Genomic DNA, 24,908 nt, shown 5'->3' with positions numbered 1-24,908 from the left:
GGCGGCGGCCGGGTCACTGTCGGTGGCGGGCCGTAAGGTCTGTGGACATGGACAGCAGCATCGACGAGGCGGCGGCCCTGCCGGGCGGCGCGGACAGAGCGGCGGCCGGCCCCGCGGGCGGTGCCGGCGAGAGCGCCGCCCGGGAGGCGGCCGTCCCGGCTCCGAGCCCCGGACCCGCGGTACCGGGCGATCGACCCGCGGTACCGGGCGATCGACCCGCCGTACCGGGTGACGGATCCGCCGTACCGGATGACGGGTCCGCCGTCCCGGATGACGGGTCCGCCGTCCCGGATGACGGATCCGCCGTACCGGGTGACGGGTCCGCCGTGGCTGGTGTCGGGTCCGCCGGGCCGGGTGGTGGTGCGGAACCGGTGGCCGGGGAGCGGAGCGCTGCCGCGCCGACCTCGCTGTCGCCCTCGCGGGCCGGTGACTTCATGCAGTGTCCGCTGCTGTACCGCTTCCGGGTGATCGACCGGCTGCCGGAGAAACCGAGCGAGGCGGCGACGCGGGGCACCTTGGTGCACGCGGTGCTGGAGCGGCTGTTCGACGTGCCCGCCGGGGAGCGGACCGCGCCGCAGGCGAAGGCGCTGATCCCCGGGCAGTGGGACCGGCTGCGGGAGAGCCGTCCGGAGGTGTCCGAGCTGTTCGCCGACGACCCGGAGGGCCTGCGGCTGGCCGGGTGGCTCGCGGAGGCGGAGCGGCTCGTGGAGCGCTGGTTCACGCTGGAGGACCCGACGCGGCTGGAGCCGGCCGAGCGGGAGCTGTTCGTGGAGACGGAGCTGGCGTCGGGGCTGCGGCTGCGCGGGATCATCGACCGGGTGGACGTCGCCCCGACCGGTGAGGTGCGGATCGTCGACTACAAGACGGGCAAGGCCCCGCGCCCGGAGTACGCCGAGGGCGCGCTGTTCCAGATGAAGTTCTACGCCCTGGTGGTCTGGCGGCTGAAGGGGGTCGTGCCGCGCCGGCTGCAGCTGGTCTACCTCGGCAGCGGGGACGTGCTGACGTACGACCCCGTCCTCGCGGACCTGGAGCGGGTGGAACGCAAGCTGCACGCGTTGTGGGAGGCGATCACGCAGGCGACGCGGACGGGGAACTGGCGGCCGCGGCCGACCCGGCTGTGCGGCTGGTGCGACCACCAGGCGCACTGCCCGGAGTTCGGCGGCACTCCCCCGCCCTACCCGCTGCCGGTGGGGACGGCCGGGCCCGGGACCGGGTGAGGCGGTCACCCCGGGCAGGGCAGAATGGGGCCGGACTAGCGAAGGAGTGTCACGTGGCCATCCGCGTCCTACTGGTCGACGACCAGCCCCTGCTGCGTACGGGTTTCCGGATGATCCTGGAGGCCGAGCAGGATCTCGCGGTCGTCGGCGAGGCCGGTGACGGCCTGCAGGCTCTCGACCAGGTGCGCGCACTCCAGCCGGATGTGGTGCTGATGGACATCCGGATGCCGCGGATGGACGGTGTGGAGGCGACGCGGCAGATCACCGGTCCGGGGCGGGACGGTCCGGCGAAGGTGCTGGTGCTGACCACGTTCGACCTGGACGAGTACGTGGTGGAGGCGCTGCGTGCCGGGGCGAGCGGCTTCCTGTTGAAGGACGCGCCGGCCAACGAGCTGGTGCAGGCCATCCGGGTGGTGGCGGCCGGCGAGGCGTTGCTCGCGCCGAGCATCACGCGGCGGCTGCTGGACAAGTACGCGACGCATCTGCCGTCCGGTGAGGAGCCGGTGCCGGACACTCTGCACACGCTCACCGACCGTGAGGTGGAGGTGCTGAAGCTGGTGGCGCGCGGGCTGTCCAACGCGGAGATCGCGGCGGACCTGTTCGTCAGCGAGACGACGGTGAAGACCCATGTGGGGCATGTGCTCACCAAGCTGGGGCTCAGGGACCGGGTGCAGGCGGCCGTGTACGCGTACGAGAGCGGTCTGGTCCGTCCCGGCGCTCAGTAGGGCCGGCCGGGTCCGGTGCGGAGGGTGAGGGGCGCCCGTCCCTGCGGGGGCGGGCGCCCTTGCCGTACCGGTGTCAGCTCTTGCTGAGTTCCCAGAAGCGGAACACGGTGGAGGCGTCCAGGCAGTACTCCAGGCCGTAGACGCCGTCGCGGACGACCGCGTACTGCTTGGCCTGCCAGACCGGCAGGAGGGGCAGTTCGTCGGCGACGATGTCCTGGAGCCTGCCGAATTCCTCGTCGGTCGCCGAGCGGTCGCTCTGCTTGGCGGTGCCGGGGATGAGGGTCCGGGTGATCGTGCGGTTGTCGTAGTTGTTGTCGAGCACGTTGCCCTTGCCGAAGAAGGGGGCGGTGAAGTTGTCGGCGTCCGGGTAGTCGGGGACCCAGCCCTTGACGTAGACGCCGTACTTGCCGGCGGCGATGTCCTTCTCGTACTGCTCGAAGGCGACGGACTTGACGTCGGCGTCGAACAGGCCGCTGGCGTTGAGCTGGCGGGCGATGGCCGTCAGTTCCTCGTCGGTGGCGGGGCCGTAGCGGGACGGGGTGGACCAGAGGGTGAGCTTGACCTTGCCGGTGACTCCGTCGGCCTGGAGGGCCGCGGCGGCCTGGGCCCTTGAGGGGCGTGCGCCGTAGGTGTCGAAGAAGGCGGTGTTGTGGCCCGCGATGCCCGCCGGGATGATCGAGTACAGCGGGGTGGCGGTGCCCTGGTACACGTTCTGGATGAGGGCGTCGCGGTCGATGAGGTGCGCGATGGCCCGGCGGACGCCGAGCCGGCCGGCCACCGGGTCCTTCATGTTGAAGACCAGGTGCTGGACCTCGGCGCTGGTGCCCTCGATGACGTCGACGCCCTTGCTGTCGTCCTGCCGGTCGAGCTGGGCGACGTCGGCGGCGGTCAGCCCTCGGTAGGCGATGTCGATGCCGCCGTCCAGGAGGGAGCGCTTGAGGGCGGTGCGGTCGCCGTGGAAGAACTTCAGGGTGACCCCGGAGTTCCTGACCTCGGCGGTGCCCTTGTAGTGGTCGTTGACGGAGAAGACGGCCTGGTCCTTGTCGAAGGAGTCCAGCCGGTAGGGGCCCGAGCCGACGGCCTTGTGGTCGGTGCGCAGGCCGTTCGCGTCGTACTGGCGGTGGTCCACGATGGAGCCCGCGCCGGATGCGATCTTGCTGGGGAAGGTGGCGTCGGGCACCTTCAGGTGGAAGACGGCCGTCCTGTCGTCCGGTGTCTCGACCCTGCCGAGCATCGGGAACATGATCGCGGGACCCGCGGGGTCGGCGATCTTCAGCATGCGGTCGAAGGAGAACTTCACGTCCGCGGAGGTGAGGGCGTCACCGTTGCTGAACGTCAGGCCGTCCTTCAGTTCGCACTTGTAGACCATGGCCCGGGTGTCGGTGAAGCGGCACTGCTTCGCCAGTTCGGGCTGGGGTTCGGTGCCGCCTTTGGGGAAGCTGAGCAGTGACTGGAAGACGTTGTCGAACAACAGCCAGGAGCCGGGGTCGTAGCCGGAGGCCGGGTCCGTGGCGAGGACGTCGTCGGACATCCCCATCACCACGGCGGAGCCGGTGCCCCCGGAGTCACCGGAGTCGGATCCGCAGCCGGTCAACAGGCCGGAGGCCAGCCCCGCCACGATGGGCAGGACTGGCCACTGGTTGCGCAGGTTCACTCGAAGTGCCTTGTCGTCGGTTCGTCAGCCCGGGCCGCCGTCCCTGGTCCCGGGCCCCGGGGCCGTGATGGTGCTCGGCCCCGGGCGGAGAGCCGTCAGCCGCTCACACCGCGGCCGAGCTCCCACAGCTGAAGCGTCGAGGAGGAGTTCAGGGCGTAGGCCACGCCCGTGATGTCGTCCCGTGCGGCGACGTACTGCTTGCCCTGCCACAGCGGCAGGACCGGGACGTCCTCGGCGACGGTGTCCTGGATCTCGGTCAGGCTCTTGGACGCGCCGAGCCGGTCCGCCTCGCGGCGGGACTGCGGGATCAGCGAGCGCTGGATGGTGCTGTTGTTGTACGGAGAACCGAGGAAGTTGTTCTTGTCGAGGAAGGGCGCGATGAAGTTGTCGGCGTCCGGGAAGTCGGGGAACCAGCCCATGCCGTAGACGTCGTACTCGCCCTTGCGCTCGGCGGGCCGGAAGGCCGACCAGGGGTGGCCCTGGATGGAGGCGTCGAACAGGCCGCTGTCGTTGAGCTGCTTCTGCAGGACCTCGAACTCCTGCTTGGTGGCCGAGCCGTAGTGGTCGGTCGTGTAGTGCAGGGTCAGCTTCACCGGGGTGGTGATGCCGGCCTTGGCGAGCAGCGACTTGGCCTTGTCGACGCTGGGGTTGCCGTACTTGTTGAAGAACGAGTTGGAGTGCCCGGTGATGGTGGCCGGGACCAGGGAGTACAGCGGTTCCGCCTGGGTGCCGTAGACCTTGGAGACCAGTTCACCGCGGTTGACGATCTGGGCCATGGCCTGGCGTACGGCCTTGGACTTGACGGTCGGGGCGGTGGTGTTGAAGGCGAGGTAGCGGATCTCCAGGCCCGGCATGTCGACCAGGTCGACGTTCTCGTCGCTGCCGGCGTCCAGCTTCTGGATCTGGGCGGGTGACATGGTGCGGGTCATGACGTCGATGTCACCCTTGTCGACGGCGTCGCCCATGGCGTCGGCGTCGGCGAAGGCGCGCAGCTCGACCTTGTCGTTGTTGACCGTCACGCTGCCCTTGTAGGAGGGGTTCTTGGTGAAGGTGGCGCTGACGACGGCGTCGTTCTTGACGTCGGCGCTGAAGGTGTAGGGCCCGGAGCCGTCGACGTCGAAGCCGTCGCGGAGCTTGTCCGCCTGGTAGTCCTTGGGGTTGACGATGCCCGCGACCGGAGTGGACAGCTTGTAGGGGAAGGTGGCGTCGGCGGTCTTCAGGTGGAAGACGACTTCCCGGTCACCCTGCGTCTCGATGGTGTCGATGGTGTTGAGCAGGGCGGCGACACCGCTGTCGGCGTTGATGCGCAGGGCACGCTCGATGGAGTACTTGACGTCCTTGGCGGTCACCGGGTCGCCGCTGGCGAACTTCAGGCCCTCACGCAGCTTGCAGGCGTAGCGCTCGCTGCCGCTGTCGGTGAAGGAGCAGCTCTCGGCCGCGTCCGGGACGGGGGTGCCTTCGCCCCGGGGCTGCGCCATCAGGGTCTGCACGGACTGACGCAGGATGTTCCAGGTGCCGACGTCGTAGGCGTAGGCGGGGTCGAGGGGCGCCGGGGCTTCCTTGGTGGCCGTGAACTGGTCCGTCGTACCGACGACGATGGCGTCACCGCTCTTGCTCCCGCTGTCGGATCCGCCGCACGCGGCGAGAACCGGGGTGAGCAGGCCGGCCACCGCCGGCAGCACCAAAGTCTTGCGGTTCATGCGGGAGTTTCTCCAGAGCTGTTCGGGTCCCTGTATCCGGCATGCATGGGTGGTGCGGCGGATCGCGGGGGGTTCTCGGCGATGTTCTCGCGACGAGATTAGTCCGCGCCCGCAGGGGGGTTCACAGCCGCGTGAGTTGACCCCCCATCACGCAGTGGAACCGGTCGCGGACGCACCGAAAACCCGACAGCGGCAGGATTAGTGCAGCATCCCACCAATCGGGACACAAGGTCTCGCGGAATCTCCCCGCTCGGGGTCGGTCAGCACACTCGGCGGGCGTTGTCGAGGCTCGCATGGGTGGGGAACGTCACAGTCCCCACTGTGTGGCCGTTCAGTGGAATTCGGCCGCGCGGTCCCCGCCCAATTACGCCGGGGTGTACTTCCCCGGAAATATGTCCAGCCAGGTCGGTGCACATTGCACGCGCCTTGGCTGTTCACGCCGGGGATACCCCGGGGGCGCGCTAACGCATTCGGGTCATCAGGCCGCGCAGGAATGCCAGGTCGACCTCCTCCAGAGAGGTGACGACGGTGCGTCCCTCGGCCGGACCGATGGGGGCGACGGAGGGGACGGCGACGACGCGGCAGCCCGCCGCCTCGGCGGCGGCGACGCCGGTCGCGGTGTCCTCGATCACGGCGCACCGGGCCGGGTCCGCGCCGAGTCCCGCGGCGGCGAGGAGGTAGGGGTCCGGGAAGGGCTTGGTGCGCGAGACCTCGTCGCCGGCGATGGAGAGGGCGAAGTGGTGCGGGCCCAGCACGCTCAGCACGCGGTCGATGATGCGGCGGTGGGAGGCGGAGACCAGGGCGGTCGGGATCTCGTACTCGGACAGCTCGGCGAGGAGCCGGGCGGCACCCGGCATCAGCGGCAGGGTCCGGCCGATGCGGTCCTCGAAAGCGTCGTTGAGCAGCACGGACAGTTCGGCGAGGGTGATGTCGGCGCCGGTCGCCTCGATGAGGAAGCCGGCGCTGCGGGCCATGGGGCCGCCGACCACGACATGGCGCCAGGTCGCGTCCAGGGTGTGCCCGAGTGCGGCGAAGACCTCCACCTCCACGTCCCACCAGAAGCCCTCGGTGTCGACCAGGGTGCCGTCCATGTCGAGAAGCACCGCCTGCAGGGCGGAGCCTTCGGCCGTGCGGGTTCCGAGCGCGGGGACCGTACTGGTCACGGGCGCACCTCCTTCAGGGACGACCAGGCCGGTTCCCCGGCGGGGGAACCGGCCTGCGGTGGACCGACCAGTGTACGACTTATCCGATCAGTGTGCCGAGTGATACGCCCGTCACCGTGCGTGGAGGTGTTTCACGGGGCGTGGAGGTGCCTCACCGGGCGTTGAAGTACTTGGCCTCGGGGTGGTGGATGACGATCGCGTCGGTGGACTGCTCGGGGTGCAGCTGGAACTCCTCGGAGAGGTGGACGCCGATCCGCTCGGGCTGGAGCAGTGCGGCGATCTTGGCACGGTCCTCCAGGTCGGGGCAGGCGCCGTAGCCGAGGGAGAAGCGGGCTCCCCGGTACTTCAGGGCGAACATGTCCTCGATGTCGGCGGGGTCCTCGCCGCCGAAGCCGAGTTCGGCGCGGACGCGGGCGTGCCAGTACTCGGCCAGTGCCTCGGCCAGCTGGACGGACAGGCCGTGCAGTTCGAGGTAGTCGCGGTAGGCGTTGGCCTCGAACAGCTTGGCGGTCTCCTCGCCGATGCGCGAGCCGACGGTGACGACCTGGAAGCCGACCACGTCCGTCTCGCCGGATTCCTCGGGGCGGAAGAAGTCGGCCAGGCACAGCCGGCGGCCGCGGCGCTGGCGCGGGAAGGTGAACCGGGTGCGCTCGTTGCCCTGGTCGTCCAGGATGATCAGGTCGTCGTCCTTGGAGACGCAGGGGAAGTAGCCGTAGACGACGGCGGCTTCGAGCAGGTTCTCGGTCTGGAGGCGGTCGAGCAGGCCGCGCAGCCGGGGACGGCCCTCGGTCTCCGCCAGTTCCTCGTAGGTCGGTCCCTCGCCGGTGCGGGCCTGCTTGAGTCCCCACTGGCCCTTGAACAGGGCGCCCTCGTCCAGCCAGCTGGCGTACTCCTTGAGCTGGATGCCCTTGATGACGCGGGTGTCCTTGAAGGGCGGGACGGGGACGGGGTTGTCGGTGGCGACGTCGGAGCGGACGTGACCCTCCTCCGGGCGTTCCTCGACCGCCACGGCGGCGGTCGCGCGGACCCGGCGCTGCCTGAGTTCGGGCAGCTTGGCGCCCGGCACGCCCCGCTTGACGCCGATGAGGGCGTCCATCAGGCGCAGGCCCTCGAAGGCGTCGCGGGCGTAGCGGACCTCGCCCTCGTAGATCTCGTGCAGGTCCTGTTCGACGTAGGCGCGGGTGAGGGCGGCGCCGCCGAGGATGACGGGGAAGCGGACGGCGAGGCCGCGCTGGTTCAGCTCCTCCAGGTTCTCCTTCATGATCACCGTGGACTTCACCAGGAGTCCGGACATGCCGATGACGTCGGCCCGGTGCTCCTCGGCGGCCTCCAGGATCGCGGAGACGGGCTGCTTGATGCCGAGGTTGACGACGTTGTAGCCGTTGTTGGAGAGGATGATGTCGACGAGGTTCTTGCCGATGTCGTGCACGTCGCCGCGCACGGTGGCCAGGACGATGGTGCCCTTGCCCTCGGCGTCCGACTTCTCCATGTGCGGTTCGAGGTGGGCGACGGCCGTCTTCATGACCTCGGCGGACTGCAGGACGAACGGCAGCTGCATCTGGCCGGAGCCGAACAGCTCGCCGACGACCTTCATGCCGTCGAGCAGGGTGTCGTTGACGATGTCGAGGGCGGGCCGGTCCTGGAGGGCGGCGTCCAGGTCCGCCTCCAGTCCGTTCTTCTCGCCGTCGATGATGCGCCGCTTCAGCCGCTCCTCCAGCGGCAGGGCCGCCAGTTCCTCGGCCTTGCCCGCCTTCAGCGACTTCGCCGTCGCGCCCTCGAACAGGGCCATCAGCTTCTGCAGGGGGTCGTAGCCCTCCGCTCGGCGGTCGTAGATCAGGTCCAGGGCCGTGCCGACCTCCTCGTCGCTGAACCGGGCGATCGGCAGGATCTTGGAGGCGTGCACGATGGCCGAGTCCAGGCCGGCCTTGACGCACTCGTCGAGGAAGACGGAGTTCAGCAGGATGCGGGCGGCCGGGTTCAGGCCGAAGGAGATGTTCGACAGGCCCAGGGTGGTCTGGACGGCCGGGTGCCGCCGCTTCAGCTCGCGGATCGCCTCGATGGTGGCGACGCCGTCTCCGCGGGACTCCTCCTGGCCGGTGCAGATGGTGAAGGTGAGGGTGTCGACGAGGATGTCCTCCTCGCGGATGCCCCAGTTCCCGGTGAGGTCGTCGATCAGCCGTTCGGCGATCTCGACCTTCTTCTCGGGGGTGCGGGCCTGGCCCTCCTCGTCGATGGTCAGGGCGATCAGGGCGGCGCCGTGTTCCCGGGCCAGCCTGGTGACCTTGGCGAACCGGGAGTCGGGGCCGTCGCCGTCCTCGTAGTTCACGGAGTTGATCACGGCGCGGCCGCCGAGCTTCTCCAGGCCCGCCTTGATGACGTCGACCTCGGTGGAGTCCAGCACGATCGGCAGGGTGGAGGCGGTGGCGAAGCGGCCGGCGAGTTCCTCCATGTCGGCGACGCCGTCGCGGCCGACGTAGTCGACGCACAGGTCGAGCAGGTGGGCGCCCTCGCGGATCTGTTCCCGTGCCATCTCCACGCAGTCGTCCCAGCGGCCGTCGAGCATGGCCTCGCGGAACTTCTTGGAGCCGTTGGCGTTGGTGCGCTCGCCGATGGCCAGGTAGGAGGTGTCCTGCCGGAAGGGGACGGTCTGGTAGAGGGAGGCGGCGCCGGCCTCGGGGCGCGGGTCGCGCTCGGTGGGGGTGAGGTCCCGGACGCGTTCGACGACCTGGCGCAGGTGCTCGGGGGTGGTGCCGCAGCAGCCGCCGACGAGCGAGAGGCCGTACTCGCGGACGAAGGTCTCCTGGGCGTCGGCCAGCTCGGGTGCGGTCAGCGGGTAGTGGGCGCCGTCCTTGCCGAGGACCGGCAGGCCCGCGTTGGGCATGCAGGACAGCGGGATGCGGGCGTTGCGGGCGAGGTAGCGCAGGTGCTCGCTCATCTCGGCCGGGCCGGTGGCGCAGTTCAGCCCGATCATGTCGATGCCCAGCGGTTCCAGTGCGGTCAGGGCGGCGCCGATCTCGGAGCCGAGCAGCATGGTGCCGGTGGTCTCGACGGTGACGGACACGATCACCGGCAGGTCCAGGCCGAGGGCGTCCAGGCCGCGCCGGGCGCCGAGGACGGCCGCCTTGGTCTGCAGGAGGTCCTGGGTGGTCTCGACCAGCAGGGCGTCGGCGCCGCCTGCGGCCAGCCCCTCGGCGTTGCGCTGGTAGGCGTCGCGGAGGGTGGTGTAGGGGGCGTGGCCGAGGGTGGGCAGCTTGGTGCCGGGGCCGATGGAGCCGAGGACCCAGCGGGGACGGCCGTCCTTCGCGGTGAACTCGTCGGCGACCTCGCGGGCGACGCGGGCGCCGGCCTCGGACAGCTCGTGGACGCGCTCGGCGATGTCGTACTCGCCGAGCGCGGAGTGGTTGGCCCCGAAGGTGTTGGTCTCGACGCAGTCGACGCCCACGGCGTAGTACGCCTCGTGGACGGAGCGGACGATGTCGGGGCGGGTGAGGTTGAGGATCTCGTTGCAGCCTTCGAGCTGCTGGAAGTCCTCGAGAGTGGGCTCCTGCGCCTGGAGCATCGTGCCCATGGCTCCGTCGGCGACCACCACCCGGGTGGCGAGCGCCTCGCGGAGCGCGGACACACGGGTCCGGCTGTCGGCGGAAGGGGACGTAGGCGACGAGGCCATGTAGGGGCTCCCTGGGATGCGACGGCTGTCGGCTATGCGGCTTCCCCGAGGGGCGGGGGTGCCGCACGGCGCCAGCGTAGCCGGGAGTCGGCTTGGATGGGCACCGGCGTCCACGAGGCGGACGCGTACGGCCCCGGTGCCACGCGCGGCGGACGTGTGATGTAACAGGGGCCGACCGACCATTAGCGGGAGGTCGGCCCGGACCGGTAGTGTTCGACATTGCCGAACGGTGGGTGTGCCGTGGGCGGTCGAAGGGGATGGAGGCAGGACGGCGATGGCACGGAACATCCAGTCGCTCGAACGGGCGGCGGCGATGCTGCGGCTGCTCGCGGGCGGCGAGCGGCGGCTCGGCCTCTCCGACATCGCCTCGTCGCTGGGCCTCGCCAAGGGCACCGCGCACGGCATTCTGCGCACCCTCCAGCAGGAGGGCTTCGTGGAGCAGGACGACGCCTCGGGCCGCTACCAGCTGGGCGCGGAGCTGCTGCGCCTGGGGACCACCTATCTCGACGTCCACGAACTGCGGGCGCGGGCGCTGGTGTGGACCGACGACCTGGCCCGTTCCAGCGGGGAGAGCGTGCACCTGGGGGTGCTGCACCAGCAGGGCGTGCTGATCGTGCACCACGTCTTCCGGCCCGACGACAGCCGGCAGGTGCTGGAGATCGGGGCCATGCAGCCGCTGCACTCGACGGCGCTGGGCAAGGTGCTGTCGGCGTACGACCCGGTGGCGCACAGCGAGGCGCTGGAGGCCGACCGCAAGCCCTTCACCGACCGCACGGTGTGCGATCCCGGCGACTTCGAGCACCTGCTCGACCTCACGCGCGCGCGTGGTTACGCGGCCGACGTGGAGGAGACCTGGGAGGGCGTGGCGTCGATCGCCGCGCCGATCCACGACCGGCGCCGGATGCCGGTGGGCGCCGTCGGCATCACCGGGGCCGTGGAACGGCTGTGCCGGGAGGGCGAGCTGCGTCCGGAGCTGATCGCGGCGGTGCGGGACTGCGCCCGCGCGGTCTCCCGGGACCTGGGCGCCGGGCGGTTCTGAGCACGACCGGAGATCACCGGGACGCCGGGCGGCGTTCCGGCTGTCGATCTACCCTGAAATGGACAAACCGGAATAATCCGTACGTCCATGCACGAAGGTCGATAACCCGCAGCGATCAATAACGATCCTGTTTTCGATAACAGAACTCTTGACTCACGCGTGAGGCCGAAGCAAGACTCCCGTCCATCGGTCGGCATTGTCGAACACCTACCGGCAATACGCGTTAGAGTGTGGCAGTGCCAAGGGCCGGTATCGCTCTCATCCCGAGAGCGCCAGAACCTCCGGAGGGACCCGGGGTTCGGCTACCCCTGGACGAAGGACAAAGGAGTCGCGGGTGTCCAGCTCCGACATCTTCATCGGCGAGACCATCGGTACCGCCATACTCATCCTGCTCGGCGGCGGCGTCTGCGCCGCCGTGACGCTGAAGGCCTCCAAGGCCCGCAACGCCGGTTGGCTCGCCATCGCCTTCGGGTGGGGCTTCGCCGTCATGACGGCCGTGTACATCTCCGGGCCGCTGTCCGGCGCGCACCTCAACCCGGCCGTCACCGTCGCCCTGGCCATCAAGGACGGCGACTGGAACAACGTTCCGACCTACTTCGCCGGCCAGTTCCTCGGCGCGATGATCGGCGCGGCCCTGGTGTGGGCCGCCTACTACGGCCAGTTCCAGGCGCACCTGACGGACAAGGAGATCGTCGGCGGTCCGGGCGCGCAGGCCACCTCGGCCAAGGCGGTCGAGGCCCAGGAGAAGGGCGCCGGCCCGGTTCTCGGCATCTTCTCCACCGGTCCGGAGATCCGGAACGTCGCGCAGAACCTCGCCACGGAGATCATCGGCACGGTCGTGCTGATCCTCGCGGTCCTCACCCAGGGCCTGAACGACAAGGGCAACGGTCTCGGCGTCCTCGGTGGTCTGATCACCGCGCTCGTGGTGGTGTCGATCGGCCTGTCGCTCGGCGGCCCGACGGGCTACGCGATCAACCCGGCCCGTGACCTGGGCCCGCGCATCGTGCACGCCCTCCTGCCGCTGCCCAACAAGGGCGGTTCCGACTGGAGCTACGCCTGGATCCCGGTCGTCGGTCCGCTGATCGGCGGCGCGATCGCCGCAGGCATCTACAACGCCGCCTTCGCTTAAAGCACCGACACACACGCGCCGAGTCTTTGAGCACGCGCCGTACGTACAGCCCCACCACCACGGACCTCAGGAGCACACAGTGACCGACGCCCACACCGCAGGCCCCTTCATCGCCGCGATCGACCAGGGCACGACCTCCTCGCGCTGCATCGTCTTCGACAAGGACGGCCGGATCGTCGCCGTCGACCAGAAGGAACACGAGCAGATCTTCCCCAAGCCGGGCTGGGTCGAGCACAACGCCGACGAGATCTGGACCAACGTCCAGGAGGTCGTCGCCGGAGCGGTCCAGAAGGCCGGCATCACCCGTGACGACATCAAGGCCATCGGCATCACCAACCAGCGCGAGACCACCGTGCTGTGGGACAAGAACACCGGTGAGCCCGTCCACAACGCCATCGTCTGGCAGGACACCCGCACCGACGCCCTCTGCCGCGAGCTGGGCCGCAACGTCGGCCAGGACCGCTTCCGCCGCCAGACCGGCCTGCCGCTGGCCTCCTACTTCGCCGGTCCCAAGGCCCGCTGGCTGCTCGACAACGTCGAGGGCCTCAAGGAGCGCGCCGAGAACGGCGACATCCTCTTCGGCACCATGGACAGCTGGGTCATCTGGAACCTGACCGGCGGCACCAACGGCGGCAGGCACGTCACCGACGTCACCAACGCCTCGCGCACCATGCTGATGAACCTGCACACCATGCAGTGGGACGAGAAGATCGCCGAGTCGATCGGCGTGCCGATGCAGATCCTGCCCGAGATCCGCTCCTCCGCCGAGGTCTACGGCGAGGTCACCGGCGGCAAGCTCGGCGATCTGCTCGGCGGCATCCCGGTGGCCTCCGCGCTCGGCGACCAGCAGGCGGCCCTGTTCGGCCAGACCTGTTTCTCCGAGGGCGAGACCAAGTCGACCTACGGCACCGGCACCTTCATGGTGATGAACACCGGCGAGAAGATCATCAACTCGTACGCCGGCCTGCTGACCACGGTCGGCTACAAGATCGGCGACCAGCCGACGGTCTACGCCCTGGAGGGCTCGATCGCGGTCACCGGCTCGCTGGTGCAGTGGATGCGCGACCAGATGGGCCTGATCTCCACCGCCGCCGAGATCGAGACGCTCGCGCTCTCGGTCGAGGACAACGGCGGCGCCTACTTCGTGCCGGCCTTCTCGGGCCTGTTCGCCCCGCACTGGCGCTCCGACGCCCGCGGTGTGATCGCCGGCCTGACCCGGTACGTGACCAAGGCGCACCTGGCCCGCGCCGTCCTGGAGGCCACCGCCTGGCAGACGCGGGAGATCGCCGACGCCATGGTCAAGGACTCCGGCGACGAGCTGGTGACGCTCAAGGTCGACGGCGGCATGACCGCCAACAACCTGCTGATGCAGACGCTCGCCGACGTCCTGGACGCACCCGTGGTGCGCCCGATGGTCGCCGAGACCACCTGCCTCGGCGCCGCCTACGCCGCCGGCCTCGCCGTCGGCTTCTGGTCCAGCACCGACGAACTGCGCGCCAACTGGCGCCGGGCCGCCGAGTGGACCCCCCGCATGGACGCGGAGACCCGCGACCGTGAGTACAAGAACTGGCTCAAGGCCGTCGAGCGGACCATGGGCTGGCTCGACGACGAGAGCTGAGCGGCCCGCACGCCGTCTCAGACAGCTCTGACGAGGAGTAAGTACCCGACATGACCAGTCAGTCCACCCTGCAGTCCGTGCCCGCCCTGGGGACGCACCCCGCCTCCGGCTCCAACCCGAGCCGGGCCGAGACCAGGGAGCAGCTCTCCAAGGCGTCGTACGACCTATTGGTGATCGGCGGCGGCATCCTGGGCATCTCCACCGCCTGGCACGCCGCGCAGTCCGGCCTGAGGGTGGCCCTGGTCGACGCCGGCGACTTCGCCGGTGCCACCTCCTCCGCCTCCTCCAAGCTGCTCCACGGCGGTCTGCGCTACCTGCAGACCGGCGCGGTGAAGCTGGTGGCGGAGAACCACTTCGAGCGCCGTGCGGTGTCCCGCCAGGTGGCCCCCCACCTGGCGAACCCGCTCACCTTCTACCTCCCCGTGTACAAGGGCGGCCCGCACGGCGCGGCGAAGCTCGGAGCGGGCGTCTTCGCCTACTCCGCGCTCTCCGCGTTCGGTGACGGCGTCGGCCACCTGCTCTCCCCCGCCAAGGCGGCGCAGGACGTGCCCGAGCTGCGCACCGAGAACCTCAAGGCCGTGGCCGTGTACGGCGACGACCAGATGAACGACGCGCGGATGGCGCTGATGACGGTCCGCGCGGCCGTCGAGGCGGGCGCGGTCGTCCTCAACCACGCCGAGGTCACCGGCCTGCGTTTCACCAAGGGCCGGGTCACCGGAGCCGAGCTGAAGGACCGTACGTCGGGCGACGAGTTCGGTGTCGACGCCCGGCTGGTGCTGAACGCGACCGGCCCCTGGGTGGACCACCTGCGCCGGATGGAGGACCCGAAGGCGGCGCCGTCCATCCGCCTGTCCAAGGGCGCTCACCTGGTGCTCAAGCGCACCGCCCCGTGGAAGGCGGCGCTGGCCACCCCGATCGACAAGTACCGCATCACCTTCGCCCTGCCGTGGGAGGACATGCTGCTGCTGGGCACCACCGACGAGGAGTACGAGGGCGACCCGGCGGACGTGTCCGTCAACGACAAGGACATAACCCAGATCCTGGACGAGGCCGCGTTCTCGGTCCGGGACCAGCAGCTCCAGCGGGACCTCATCACCTACGCCTTCGCCGGCCTGCGCGTCCTGCCGGGCGGCCCGGGCGACACCGCCAAGGCCAAGCGCGAGACGGTGGTGACCGAGGGCAGGGGCGGCATGCTGTCCGTCGCCGGCGGCAAGTGGACGACGTTCCGGCACATCGGCCGGACCATCATGAAGAAGCTGGAGGCGCTGCCGGGCCACCCGCTCGGTGACGACTTCGAGCCGATCTCCTCGCTGCCGAAGAAGCTGCCGCTCCCGGGTGTCGCCAACCCGCGCGCGGTCGCCCACCGGCTCCTGGTGGACAACCCGGCGCCCGGCCCGCGCATGGCCGCCGACACCGCCAGGCACCTGGCCACCCACTACGGCTCCCTCGCCTTCGACATCGCCCGGCTGGCGAACGAGAGCCCGGAGCTGGCCGAGCGCGTCCACCCCGACGCCCCGGAGATCTGGGCGCAGGTCGTGTGGGCCCGTGACCACGAGTGGGCCGAGACGCAGGACGACGTGCTGCGCCGCCGGACCACACTGACCATCCGCGGCCTGGCCACGGACGAGGTCCGGGCGAAGGTGCAGGACCTGCTCGACAAGAAGTAGGGCTCCCGGCCCAGGGGCGGCTCCGCACGGCCGGAGCCGCCCCTCCGGCATGCCCGCTCCCCCAGGGTGCGGCCCCCGGGCGCCCGCACCGCGGGAATCGGGCACGGGCGGCGGTCCACGCCGTGAGGTCGGGGCGCCGGGGTGTCCGGTGGCGGTGAACGGGGCAGTGATCCGTTCACTCCCCCGTGCAAGGGGGCTGCGGGCGCCCCCGCCGGACGCCGTAAGGTTGGTGAGTCAAGCGAGGGCACGTCGGAAGGAGGCACTGGGTGATCGAGCTGGAGGGGGTTCCCGAGCTGATCGACCCAGTCATGGTGGCCGCGTTCGAGGGCTGGAACGATGCCGGTGACGCCGCCTCCACGGCGGTCGCGCATCTGGAACGCGAGTGGAAGGGCGAGGTGTTCGCGGCGCTGGACGCCGAGGACTACTACGACTTCCAGGTGAACCGCCCCACGGTGTTCATGGACGGCGGTGTGCGCAAGATCACCTGGCCGACGACCCGGCTGTCGGTGGTCCGCGTCGGCGGCGAGAAGCCGCGCGACCTGGTGCTGGTCCGGGGCATCGAGCCGTCCATGCGGTGGCGCTCGTTCTGCAACGAGCTGCTCGGCTTCGCGCACGAGCTGGGTGTGGAGCTGGTGGTCATCCTGGGTGCCCTGCTCGGGGACACCCCGCACACGCGGCCGGTCCCGGTCAGCGGAGTCACGTCCGACCCGGACCTGGCCCAGCGCATGGACCTGGAGGAGACCAAGTACGAGGGCCCGACGGGCATCGTCGGTGTCCTGCAGGAGGCGTGCACGCACGCGGGTGTCCCGGCGGTGTCGCTGTGGGCGGCGGTGCCGCACTACGTCTCCCAGCCGCCCAACCCGAAGGCCACCCTGGCGCTGCTGAACCGTCTGGAGGACCTGCTGGACCTGCGGGTGCCGCAGGGCGAGCTGCCCGAGGACGCGCGGGCCTGGCAGGTGGGCGTGGACCAGCTGGCCGCGGAGGACAGCGAGGTCGCCGAGTACGTGCAGACGCTGGAGGAGGCGCGGGACACCGCGGAGCTGCCGGAGGCGTCCGGTGAGGCGATCGCGCGCGAGTTCGAGCGGTACCTGCGGCGCCGGGACGTGAGCCCTCCCGCGCCGGGCGGCCACGCGACGGCGGACGGCGGGGACGCCGGGTCGTACCTGCGGGACGGCCCCGGCGGGAAGACCCGGCCGCCGAGGCCGTCCAGGCCCGAGAAGGCCGAGGGCGAGAGCGAGGACGAGGACGGCTCGGAGGACTGAGGCACGAAGTCCGAGGCACGAGGTACGGCGAAGGGCGCTTCCCCGCGGGGAAGCGCCCTTCGCCGTACCTCGGTCCTGCGCCGCGGGGTGCCGTGGCACCCCGTTCCGGCGACGGCCGGCCCGACGGGCGACCCGTCGGGCCGGCCGCGCGGTCACCCGCGCCCGTCCGGGGCGCGGGTGACCGCGACGTTCACAGGGCCACGCCCAGCAGGGCGTCCACGGCACGTGACACCAGGCCGGGCGCGCCCGGGTCCGTGCCCCCCTGCTCGTCCTGGCGGGCCGCCCAGCGGTCGACGGCGGCGAGTGCGGCGGGAGCGTCCAGGTCGTTCGCCAGGGCCTCGCGGACCTCCTCCACGAGCGCGTCGGCGGACGGGCCGTCGGGCCGGGAGACGGCCGCGCGCCAGCGGCCGAGGCGGTCGAGAGCGTCCTGGAGGACCTGGTCGGTCCACTCCCAGTCGGCGCGGTAGTGGTGGGCCAGCAGGGACAGCCGGATCGCGGCGGGGTCGACGCCGTCGCGGCGCAGCCGTGAGACGAAGACCAGGTTGCCCTTGGACTTGGACATCTTCTCGCCGTCGAGGGCGACCATGCCGGCGTGCACGTACGCCTTGGCCATGGGGTACTCGCCGGTCAGCACCTGGGCGTGCGAGGCGCCCATCTCGTGGTGCGGGAAGGCGAGGTCGGAGCCGCCGCCCTGGACGTCGAAGCCCATGCCGAGGTGGTCGAGGGCGATGGCCACGCACTCGATGTGCCAGCCGGGCCGGCCGCGGCCGAGGGAGCCGCCGTCCCAGCTGGGCTCGCCCTCGCGGGCGGCCATCCACAGCATGGGGTCGAGCGGGTTCTTCTTGCCCGGGCGGTCCGGGTCACCGCCGCGCTCGGCGGACAGCAGCCGCATGGCGGCGGCGTCCAGGCGGGACACCTCGCCGAAGTGCGGGTCGGACTCGACGGAGAAGTAGACGTCGCCTTCGAGCTCGTAGGCCGCGCCGAGTTCACGCAGCCGCTCCACGAGCGGGACGATGCCGGGTATCGCCTCGACGGCCCCTATGTAGTGCCGTGGGGGGAGCATCCGCAGGGCGGTCATGTCCTCGCGGAAGAGGGCCGTCTCCTGCTCGGCGAGGGCGACCCAGTCGACGCCGTCCCGGTCCGCGCGCTCCAGCAGCGGATCGTCGACGTCGGTGACGTTCTGGACGTAGTGGACCTGCCGCTTGGTGTCGAGCCACACGCGCTGAACCAGGTCGAACGCGTTGTAGGTCGCCGCGTGACCCATGTGGGTCGCGTCGTACGGCGTGATGCCGCAGACGTAGATACGGGCGACGGGACCGGGGGCGAGGGTGACCAGGCCGCCGGTCGCGGTGTCGTGGATCCTCAGGTCGCGGCCCTGACCAGGCAGGGCGGGGACCTCGGAAGCGGGCCAGGCATGCATGTACATGAGCCTAACCGGCGCCGAGCCGCGTATACGACCGGGATCGGGCCGGATGACCGGTCCGGCGCCCTTGCGGACGGGCGCCGGCCGTGCTCAGACGGGTGGCCAGGGGATCGCGGGCCACTGACCGCCGGGCTCCGGGTGCACTCCCGAGGTGAGCAGCGCGTCGACCCGCGCGCGGGTGGCGTCGGTCTCGGCCGGGGTGATCAGCCGGAGCAGCCGTTCGCCCAGGGGGCCGTCCAGGGCGTCCCGGAGCCCCTTGAGGACGTCGACGGCCTCGGGGGTGAGGGGTTCACCGGCCCAGCCCCACAGCAGTGTGCGCAGCTTGTCCTCGACGTTGAAGGTGACGCCGTGGTCGATGCCGTAGAGCCGGCCGTCGGCGGTGGGCATGAGGTGGCCGCCCTTGCGGTCGGCGTTGTTGATCACCGCGTCGAGGACGGCGAGACGGCGCAGCCGCTCGTCGTCGGCGTGCACGAGCAGGGCGGTGCGGCCCTCGCCGACCTCGGCGAAGCCGATCGCCTTCCAGCCGGGCTCGGGCTCCTCGCGGTCGACCAGGGCCAGGAGTTCGGCCTCGGCGTGGACGTCGATCCAGAGCTGGCACATGCCCTCGCCGTAGGGGCCGTCGCGCAGCACGGTCGGCGGCACGAGCCCCCAGCCGGTGGCCTCGGAGACCTCGTAGGCGGCCACCTCGCGGCCGGCGAGGGTGCCGTCGGGGAAGTCCCACAGGGGGCGCTCCCCGGCCACCGGCTTGTACACGCAGGAGGCTTCGCGGCCGTCCAGGGCGACCGTGCAGAAGAGTGCCGCGTTGGACGCTTCCCGGATCCGGCCGCGCACGGTCAGCTCACCGAACGCGAGCAGCCCGGCGGGGTCGGGGCCGGCCGTCACGCTCCGCGGCGGTATCCGTTCTGGCGCGGACATACGTGTCCTTCCGGATCGAGCGGGAGGCTGCACAGCGGGCACGGCGGCCGCCCGGCGTTGACGACGTCGAGGGCGCGCTTGGCGAAGGCCCTGGCCTGCGCGCCGGTCAGCCGGACCCGCAGCATCGGGGGCCCGTTCTCCTCGTCCTGGAGCAGTCGCTCCTCGGCCTCGGCGAGGTCCTCCTCGGTGTCGGCGTCCAGCTCGACCAGCGCCTGCGCCTCGACGATCATGCGCTGGTCCTCGCCGTCCCAGGCCAGGGCCATGGTGCCGACGCGGAACTCCTCCTCGACGGGGGTGTCGAGGGGGGCGGTGTCGGCGACCTCGGTGGGTGCCATGGCGGGGACGGCCGCGCTGCCGCCACTACGCCGTACGACCTCGTCGAGCAGTTCGTCCATGCGCTCGGCGAGTGCGGCGACCTGGGTCTTCTCCAGGGCCACGCTGGTCATCCGGGGGCCTGCGGTGGCCTGGAGGAAGAACGTACGGCGCCCGGGCAGTCCGACCGTGCCGGCCACGAAGCGGTCCGGCTGGTCGTAGAGGAACACCTGACGGGACACGTCCTGTCTCCATTGATTTCGTGATGGCGGGGGTCTCGGCGGGGGCGGGCCGTGCGGGAGAGCGACGGGGTGGGTCGCTTCACCCTACTGCGGCCGACGATCACGGTGCGCCCGCACCGCCCCCGACCGGTGCGTCGCCGTCGCCGGGTTCCTCACGCGGGGCGAGCGAAGCGAAATCGCCGGTGTCGCCCAGGCGGACGAGAAACGGCCGGAGGCGGGTGTAGCGGATCACGGTGACGGAGCACGGCTCCACGGAGATCCGCTGGAAGAGGTCGAGGTGGAGGCCGAGGGCCTCGGCGACGAGGGACTTGATGATGTCACCGTGGGAGCACATGAGGTAGACCGCGTCGGCGCCGTGATCGCGTTCCACGCGCGCGTTCCACTCGCGCACCGCCTCGGCGGCGCGGGTCTGCATGGCCCGCATGGACTCGCCGCCGGGGAACGCGGCGGCGGACGGGTGGGCCTGTACGACCTCCATCAGCGGCTCGTCCTTCAGCTCGGCGAGCTTACGTCCGGACCAGTCGCCGTAGTCGCACTCCTCGATCCGCTCCTCGATGTGCGGGCGCAGGCCGGGGCGGGCGTCCAGCAGCGGCTGCACGGTCTCCCGGCAGCGCTGGAGCGGGCTGGTGACGACCTCGGCGATCGGCAGGCCGGCGAGCCGTCCGGGCAGCGCGGCGGCCTGCGCGGCGCCGCGCTCGTCCAGGGCGACACCCGGCGTCCGGCCCGCGAGCAGGGCCGAGGTGTTGGCGGTGGAACGTCCGTGCCTTAGGAGGATCAGCGTGGGCATGCGGCAAGGGTAGGCGTACACCGCTGTGCGGTGGCGGGCGGGCGAAGGGAGAATGCGCAGCGTGATCGTGGACTGCGCCATCTACCGGCACGGGCACCGTGCCGAGGGGCCGGAGGATCTGTCGGACGCACTCGCCGAGGCCAGGGCGGCGGGCGGCTTCGTGTGGATCGGGCTGTACGAACCGTCGGAGCGGGAGTTCGACCTGGTCACGCAGGAGTTCGGGCTGCATCCGCTGGCCGTGGAGGACGCGCTCAAGGCGCATCAGCGGCCGAAGCTGGAGGTGTATGACGACTCGCTCTTCATCGTGCTGAAGCCGGTCGTGTACGAGGCCGAGAGCGACACGGTCTCGGCCGGCGAGGTGATGGTCTTCGTCGGGGAGAGTTTCGTGGTGACCGTCCGCCATGGGGAGGGATCGCCGCTGGCGGCCGTGCGGCACCGGCTGGAGGAGGAGCCGGAGCTGCTCGACAAGGGTCCCACCTCCGTGCTGTACGCCATCGCCGACGCCACCGTCGACCACTATCTGGAGGTGGCGACGGAGCTGCAGACCGACCTGGACGAGCTGGAGGCGGAGGTGTTCCGGCCGGACGTCGGCGGTTCGCGCAACACCGCGTCCCGGATCTACACCTTCAAGCGGCAGGTCCTGGAGTTCCGCCGGGCCACCGGGCCGCTGACGCTGCCGCTGTCCCGGCTGGCCGGCAGCGGGCCGCTCGGCACCACGGTGCCCTACGTGCACGACAAGGCGCGGCCCTTCTTCCGGGACGTGAGCGACCACCTCGCGCGCGTGAACGAGTCCGTGGAGGCCCTGGACCGGCTGGTGTCGGACATCCTGTCGGCCCATCTCGCGCAGATGAGCGTCCGGCAGAACGACGACATGCGGAAGATCTCCGCGTGGGCGGCGATGGCCGCGGTCCCCACGATGATCGCGGGCGTCTACGGCATGAACTTCGATCACATGCCCGAGCTGCACTGGGTGTGGTCGTACCCGGCGGTGATCGTGCTGATGGCCGTGCTGGAGGTGCTGCTGCACCGGACGTTCAAGCGGCGCGGCTGGCTGTGAGGGCGGCGCCGGCGTACCCGGGGGCGGGTGCCGGGGGGCGTCGCGGTGCGCGGCGCGGCGGCGGAGGCGGTCGTGGGCCCGTCCGACGCCACGGTGTCCCAGGAGCATCCTGCGGTCGGCCTCGGGCGGGACCGGGATGGGAAGGACCGCCGGGAGGAGCCGTCCAAGAAGGGGCCGCGCGGGTCGTAACCGCGCGGCGCCGGGCGCGTTGTTCCCGGTGACGGCCGTGGCGGGGAAGACCCCCGAGCCCCCACCACGGCCGCTGGAACTCCCCTTACGCCAGCCCGGCCCGCTCCAGGGCCTCGCTGCCGGCCCGCAGGGACGCCAGCCGCTCGTCCAGGGTGAAGCCGGCCGGAGCCAGGCTGAGGGTGGTGACCCCGGCGGCGGCGTACTGCTTCATCCGGTCGGCGATCCGGTCGACGGAGCCCAGCAGCGTGGTCTTGTCGATGAGGTCCTGCGGGATCGCGGCGGCCGCCCCCTGCTTGTCCCCCGACAGGTACTTCTGCTGGATGTCGGCGGCCTCCTTCTCGTACCCCATGCGCTGGGCGAGCTGGTTGTAGAAGTTCTGTTTGGCGCTGCCCATGCCGCCGACGTACAGCGCGGTGTACGGGCGGAAGGTGTCCGCGAGGCGGGCCACGTCCTTGTCGTCGCCGACGGCGAGCGGCAGGGTCGGGCACACGTCGAACCCGTCGAGGGTCAGTCCGGCCTTCTCCCTGCCCGCGCGCAGGTGCTTGATCGTGGTCTCCTCCAGGTGCTCGGCGGAGGGGAAGATGAGCAGCGCGCCGTCGGCGATCTCGCCGGTCTGCTCCAGGTTCTTCGGGCCGATCGCGGCGATGTACAGCGGGATGTGCTCGCGCTGGGGGTGCACGGTCAGCTTGATCGGCTTGCCGGGGCCGCCGGGCAGCGGCAGCGTCCAGTGCGCGCCTTCGTACGTCAGGCGCTCCCGGGTCATCGCCCTGCGGACGATCTCCACGTACTCGCGGGTGCGGGCCAGCGGCTTGTCGAACTTGACGCCGTACCAGCCCTCGGAGACCTGCGGGCCCGAGACGCCGAGGCCGAGCCGGAACCGGCCACCGGAGAGGGAGTCGAGCGTGGCGGCGGTCATCGCGGTCATCGCGGGCTGGCGGGCCGGGATCTGGAAGATGGCCGAGCCGACGTCGATGCGCTCGGTCTGCGCGGCGACCCAGCTGAGCACGGTGGCGGCGTCGGAGCCGTACGCCTCGGCGGCCCAGCACACCGCGTAGCCGAGCCGGTCGGCCTCCTGCGCCACGGCCAGGTTGTCGCCGTCCATTCCGGCACCCCAGTAGCCGAGGTTGATCCCGAGCTGCATGCGCGATTCCCCTTACCGATGAGTAACGTCTCTTGGCGGTGACCTTAGCGCGGGGCGGAATCCGGCGGCAGTGCGCGGCGGCGGTTTCGTGTCCGGCCTCGCGGTCCGGCCGCCGAGCCGGGGGGCCGATCAAGTTGTCCACAGGCAACCCACCGCACCGGTTCTGGCCAGTAATCTCGCCCGCATGGAGCAGAGGCATCTCGGCCGTACCGGCCTGCGCGTGTCCCGGATCGGGCTCGGCACCCTCACCTGGGGCCGGGACACCGACGAGCACGACGCCGCTGACATGCTGAAGGCCTTCTGGGAGGCCGGCGGCACCCTCGTCGACACGGCGGACGTGTACGGCGACGGGGAGGCGGAGTACCTGCTCGGACGGCTCATGGACGGCCTGGTGCCGCGCCGGGACCTGGTCGTCTCCACCAAGGCCGGCAGCGTGCCCGACCCCGACCGCCGCTTCGACGGCTCCCGCGGCCATCTGCTCGCCGCGCTCGACGCCTCCCTGGCCCGCCTCGGCACGGAGTACGTCGACGTCTGGCACGTCCACGCCTACGACCCCGGCACCCCGCTGGAGGAGACGCTCCAGGCCCTCGACCTGGCGGTGAGCAGCGGCCGGGCACGGTACGCCGGTGTCTCCAACTTCTGTGGCTGGCAGCTGGCCAAGGCGGCGACCTGGCAGCTGGCCGCGCCGGGCACCCGCACCCGGCTGGCCAGCACACAGCTGGAGTACTCGCTGCTCCAGCGGGGCGTGGAGCGCGAGGTGCTGCCGGCCGCGCTCGACCTGGGGGTGGGTCTGCTGCCTTCCTCCCCGCTGGGCCGGGGCGTGCTGACGGGCAAGTACCGCCACACCACTCCCGCGGACTCGCGCGGCGCCTCCGAGCATCTCGCGCCGTTCGTCGAGCCGTACCTGGACGACACGGCGACCCGCATCGTGGACGCGGTGACGACGGCCGCCGACGGGCTCGCGGTCACCCCGCTCCAGGTGGCCCTCGCCTGGGTCCGGGACCGGCCCGGAGTGGCCGCGCCGATCGTCGGCTCGCGCAACGCGCAGCAGCTCACGGCGGCGTTGTCAGTGGAGGCCCTTAGTCTTCCTGACGAGATCTGCCGGGCGCTGGACGATGTGTCGGCGCCCGTGCACCGCTATCCCGATCACGACTGGAGCACGCTGTGAGCACGGAGCCGGAGGCCACGGAGAAAGCCGGGCCGGGGACACCGGATACCCCCGGGAACGCGAAGCGGGGGGAAGCGGCCGGGGCGGACGGCCGTGCGCAGGGCGGTGCGCCGCGCCCCGAGGCCGGCCGTGCGGACGACGGTGACGCGACGCAGGACATGACGGCGCCCGGGTCGACCGGAGCGCCCACGGCCACGGGGGCCGACGAGGCCGCGGTGGGGGCCGCGGGAACCGGAGACGCCGGGGGGGCCGGGGGCCCGGAAGGGACCGAGAACGACGCGGAGGAGCCGGGCGCGGGCCCTGTGGGACCCACGGACAGCGACGAACCGGGCGCGGACCCCACGGAATCCACGGACAGCGACGAACCGGGCGCGGGCCCCGCGGGATCCACAGACGGCGACGAGCAGGGTGCTGGTGGAGCCGGAGGTCCGGAGGGGGCCGCGGGCGCCGGGGAGCCGGGTGCGGACGGTGCCGGGCCCGGTGGTGCGGAGAGCGGCGCTGACGAGGGTTCGGCGGCGGCCGGGAAGTCCGAGGCGGAAGCCGAGTTGCTGGCGCAGCGGGTCGAGCGGGAGCGGATCGAGCGGCGCAAGGCCGAGCGGAAGGGCCCGATCGACAGCGGCACCAAGCTCAGCGGCAAGGCCGCCGACCTGCTCGCGGCGGTCCGGGCCGTGGAGAGCGGTGCGAAGCCGGCGGCCACGGTGTTCGCCGATCCGGCACCCGCACCGCGCCGGCCCGCCCCGGAGCCGGCCCGCAGGGCTCAGCCCGTACCCGCGCCGGTGGGGCCCGCCGGCCCCGCGCCGGAGACGGTCGAGGCCGTGCGCCGTGTCCTGACC

General features: G+C 71.4%; 18 protein-coding genes and 1 pseudogene. 10 read left to right on the top strand and 9 right to left on the bottom strand.

What is annotated here, in order from left to right:
- The first annotated feature begins 371 nt into the window (after positions 1 to 371).
- Together GT045_RS29555 and GT045_RS29550 are read left to right on the top strand one after the other, a co-directional pair.
- The gene (locus tag GT045_RS29555; protein ID WP_345942792.1) at positions 372 to 1,217 is read left to right on the top strand and encodes a RecB family exonuclease; all 846 of its coding nucleotides are present in this window, start codon (positions 372 to 374) and stop codon (positions 1,215 to 1,217) included.
- A gap of 53 nt (positions 1,218 to 1,270) precedes the next feature.
- Positions 1,271 to 1,942, top strand: coding sequence for a response regulator transcription factor (locus GT045_RS29550; RefSeq protein WP_161336042.1), 672 nt, complete (start codon positions 1,271 to 1,273; stop codon positions 1,940 to 1,942).
- Positions 1,943 to 2,015: 73 nt separating this feature from the next.
- Here the strand turns inward: GT045_RS29550 and GT045_RS29545 are convergent, their stop codons facing one another.
- The 4 genes from GT045_RS29545 to metH form a co-directional block, all read right to left on the bottom strand.
- Complete coding sequence (locus GT045_RS29545; RefSeq protein WP_161336041.1) at positions 2,016 to 3,596, bottom strand: ABC transporter substrate-binding protein; 1,581 nt, start codon at positions 3,594 to 3,596, stop codon at positions 2,016 to 2,018.
- A 95-nt stretch (positions 3,597 to 3,691) separates the two neighbouring features.
- Entirely contained in the window at positions 3,692 to 5,296 is a 1,605-nt protein-coding gene (locus GT045_RS29540; protein WP_161336040.1) for an ABC transporter substrate-binding protein, read from the bottom strand.
- A 461-nt stretch (positions 5,297 to 5,757) separates the two neighbouring features.
- Positions 5,758 to 6,459 (bottom strand): HAD family phosphatase, encoded by a 702-nt coding sequence (locus GT045_RS29535; protein ID WP_161336039.1) that lies wholly within the window; start codon positions 6,457 to 6,459, stop codon positions 5,758 to 5,760.
- A 151-nt stretch (positions 6,460 to 6,610) separates the two neighbouring features.
- Positions 6,611 to 10,126 (bottom strand): methionine synthase, encoded by a 3,516-nt coding sequence (gene metH / locus GT045_RS29530; RefSeq protein ID WP_161336038.1) that lies wholly within the window; start codon positions 10,124 to 10,126, stop codon positions 6,611 to 6,613.
- 274 nt (positions 10,127 to 10,400) lie between these two features.
- Between metH and GT045_RS29525 the strand changes: the two genes are divergently transcribed.
- The 5 genes from GT045_RS29525 to GT045_RS29505 all read left to right on the top strand — a co-directional run bounded on the left by GT045_RS29525 (position 10,401) and on the right by GT045_RS29505 (position 16,841).
- Positions 10,401 to 11,165, top strand: a complete 765-nt coding sequence (locus GT045_RS29525; RefSeq protein ID WP_161290763.1) for an IclR family transcriptional regulator — start codon at positions 10,401 to 10,403, stop codon at positions 11,163 to 11,165.
- A 334-nt stretch (positions 11,166 to 11,499) separates the two neighbouring features.
- Positions 11,500 to 12,294, top strand: a complete 795-nt coding sequence (locus GT045_RS29520) for an MIP/aquaporin family protein (RefSeq protein ID WP_161290761.1) — start codon at positions 11,500 to 11,502, stop codon at positions 12,292 to 12,294.
- Positions 12,295 to 12,373: 79 nt separating this feature from the next.
- Complete coding sequence (glpK, locus tag GT045_RS29515) at positions 12,374 to 13,912, top strand: glycerol kinase GlpK (protein WP_161290758.1); 1,539 nt, start codon at positions 12,374 to 12,376, stop codon at positions 13,910 to 13,912.
- 50 nt (positions 13,913 to 13,962) lie between these two features.
- The gene (locus GT045_RS29510; protein ID WP_161290756.1) at positions 13,963 to 15,579 is read left to right on the top strand and encodes a glycerol-3-phosphate dehydrogenase/oxidase; all 1,617 of its coding nucleotides are present in this window, start codon (positions 13,963 to 13,965) and stop codon (positions 15,577 to 15,579) included.
- A gap of 266 nt (positions 15,580 to 15,845) precedes the next feature.
- Entirely contained in the window at positions 15,846 to 16,841 is a 996-nt protein-coding gene (locus GT045_RS29505) for a PAC2 family protein (RefSeq protein WP_161336037.1), read from the top strand.
- 190 nt (positions 16,842 to 17,031) lie between these two features.
- Here the strand turns inward: GT045_RS29505 and mshC are convergent, their stop codons facing one another.
- From mshC to GT045_RS29485, 4 genes are all read right to left on the bottom strand, one after another.
- On the bottom strand, positions 17,032 to 18,261 hold the full coding sequence (gene mshC / locus GT045_RS29500; RefSeq protein ID WP_161336036.1) for a cysteine--1-D-myo-inosityl 2-amino-2-deoxy-alpha-D-glucopyranoside ligase: 1,230 nt from the start codon (positions 18,259 to 18,261) through the stop codon (positions 17,032 to 17,034).
- A gap of 93 nt (positions 18,262 to 18,354) precedes the next feature.
- The gene (locus GT045_RS29495) at positions 18,355 to 19,179 is read right to left on the bottom strand and encodes an SCO1664 family protein (protein ID WP_202529131.1); all 825 of its coding nucleotides are present in this window, start codon (positions 19,177 to 19,179) and stop codon (positions 18,355 to 18,357) included.
- Entirely contained in the window at positions 19,143 to 19,733 is a 591-nt protein-coding gene (locus tag GT045_RS29490) for a DUF3090 domain-containing protein (RefSeq protein WP_161290750.1), read from the bottom strand. Before GT045_RS29490 ends, GT045_RS29495 begins: the two co-directional genes overlap by 37 nt.
- A 100-nt stretch (positions 19,734 to 19,833) precedes the next feature.
- The gene (locus GT045_RS29485) at positions 19,834 to 20,520 is read right to left on the bottom strand and encodes a histidine phosphatase family protein (RefSeq protein WP_161336035.1); all 687 of its coding nucleotides are present in this window, start codon (positions 20,518 to 20,520) and stop codon (positions 19,834 to 19,836) included.
- A 61-nt stretch (positions 20,521 to 20,581) separates the two neighbouring features.
- Between GT045_RS29485 and corA the strand changes: the two genes are divergently transcribed.
- Entirely contained in the window at positions 20,582 to 21,577 is a 996-nt protein-coding gene (gene corA, locus GT045_RS29480; RefSeq protein WP_161290746.1) for a magnesium/cobalt transporter CorA, read from the top strand.
- A gap of 274 nt (positions 21,578 to 21,851) precedes the next feature.
- Here corA and GT045_RS29475 read toward each other — a convergent pair whose 3' ends face one another.
- Positions 21,852 to 22,907, bottom strand: a complete 1,056-nt coding sequence (locus GT045_RS29475) for an LLM class F420-dependent oxidoreductase (protein WP_161290231.1) — start codon at positions 22,905 to 22,907, stop codon at positions 21,852 to 21,854.
- A 184-nt stretch (positions 22,908 to 23,091) separates the two neighbouring features.
- Here GT045_RS29475 and GT045_RS29470 point away from each other — a divergent pair, with 184 nt between their 5' ends.
- Complete coding sequence (locus GT045_RS29470) at positions 23,092 to 24,075, top strand: aldo/keto reductase (RefSeq protein ID WP_161290229.1); 984 nt, start codon at positions 23,092 to 23,094, stop codon at positions 24,073 to 24,075.
- A 158-nt stretch (positions 24,076 to 24,233) separates the two neighbouring features.
- Positions 24,234 to 24,908: pseudogene (locus GT045_RS40095) on the top strand (DNA helicase RecD); the annotation flags it as partial.

Source organism: Streptomyces sp. SID486 (assembly GCF_009865385.1).
Lineage (GTDB): Bacteria > Actinomycetota > Actinomycetes > Streptomycetales > Streptomycetaceae > Streptomyces.
Note: the sequence above shows the minus strand (reverse complement) of the source record. Positions and strands in the feature narration are given on the sequence as shown.

Bases quoted from the DNA above. Each gene is read 5' to 3' on its own strand.
- GT045_RS29540 (WP_161336040.1), bottom strand. From the start codon at position 5,296: ATGAACCGCAAGACTTTGGTGCTGCCGGCGGTGGCCGGCCTGCTCACC.
- metH (WP_161336038.1), bottom strand. From the start codon at position 10,126: ATGGCCTCGTCGCCTACGTCCCCTTCCGCCGACAGCCGGACCCGTGTG.
- GT045_RS29525 (WP_161290763.1), top strand. From the start codon at position 10,401: ATGGCACGGAACATCCAGTCGCTCGAACGGGCGGCGGCGATGCTGCGG.
- GT045_RS29510 (WP_161290756.1), top strand. From the start codon at position 13,963: ATGACCAGTCAGTCCACCCTGCAGTCCGTGCCCGCCCTGGGGACGCAC.
- mshC (WP_161336036.1), bottom strand. From the start codon at position 18,261: ATGCATGCCTGGCCCGCTTCCGAGGTCCCCGCCCTGCCTGGTCAGGGC.
- GT045_RS29495 (WP_202529131.1), bottom strand. From the start codon at position 19,179: ATGTCCGCGCCAGAACGGATACCGCCGCGGAGCGTGACGGCCGGCCCC.
- GT045_RS29485 (WP_161336035.1), bottom strand. From the start codon at position 20,520: ATGCCCACGCTGATCCTCCTAAGGCACGGACGTTCCACCGCCAACACC.
- GT045_RS29475 (WP_161290231.1), bottom strand. From the start codon at position 22,907: ATGCAGCTCGGGATCAACCTCGGCTACTGGGGTGCCGGAATGGACGGC.
- GT045_RS29470 (WP_161290229.1), top strand. From the start codon at position 23,092: ATGGAGCAGAGGCATCTCGGCCGTACCGGCCTGCGCGTGTCCCGGATC.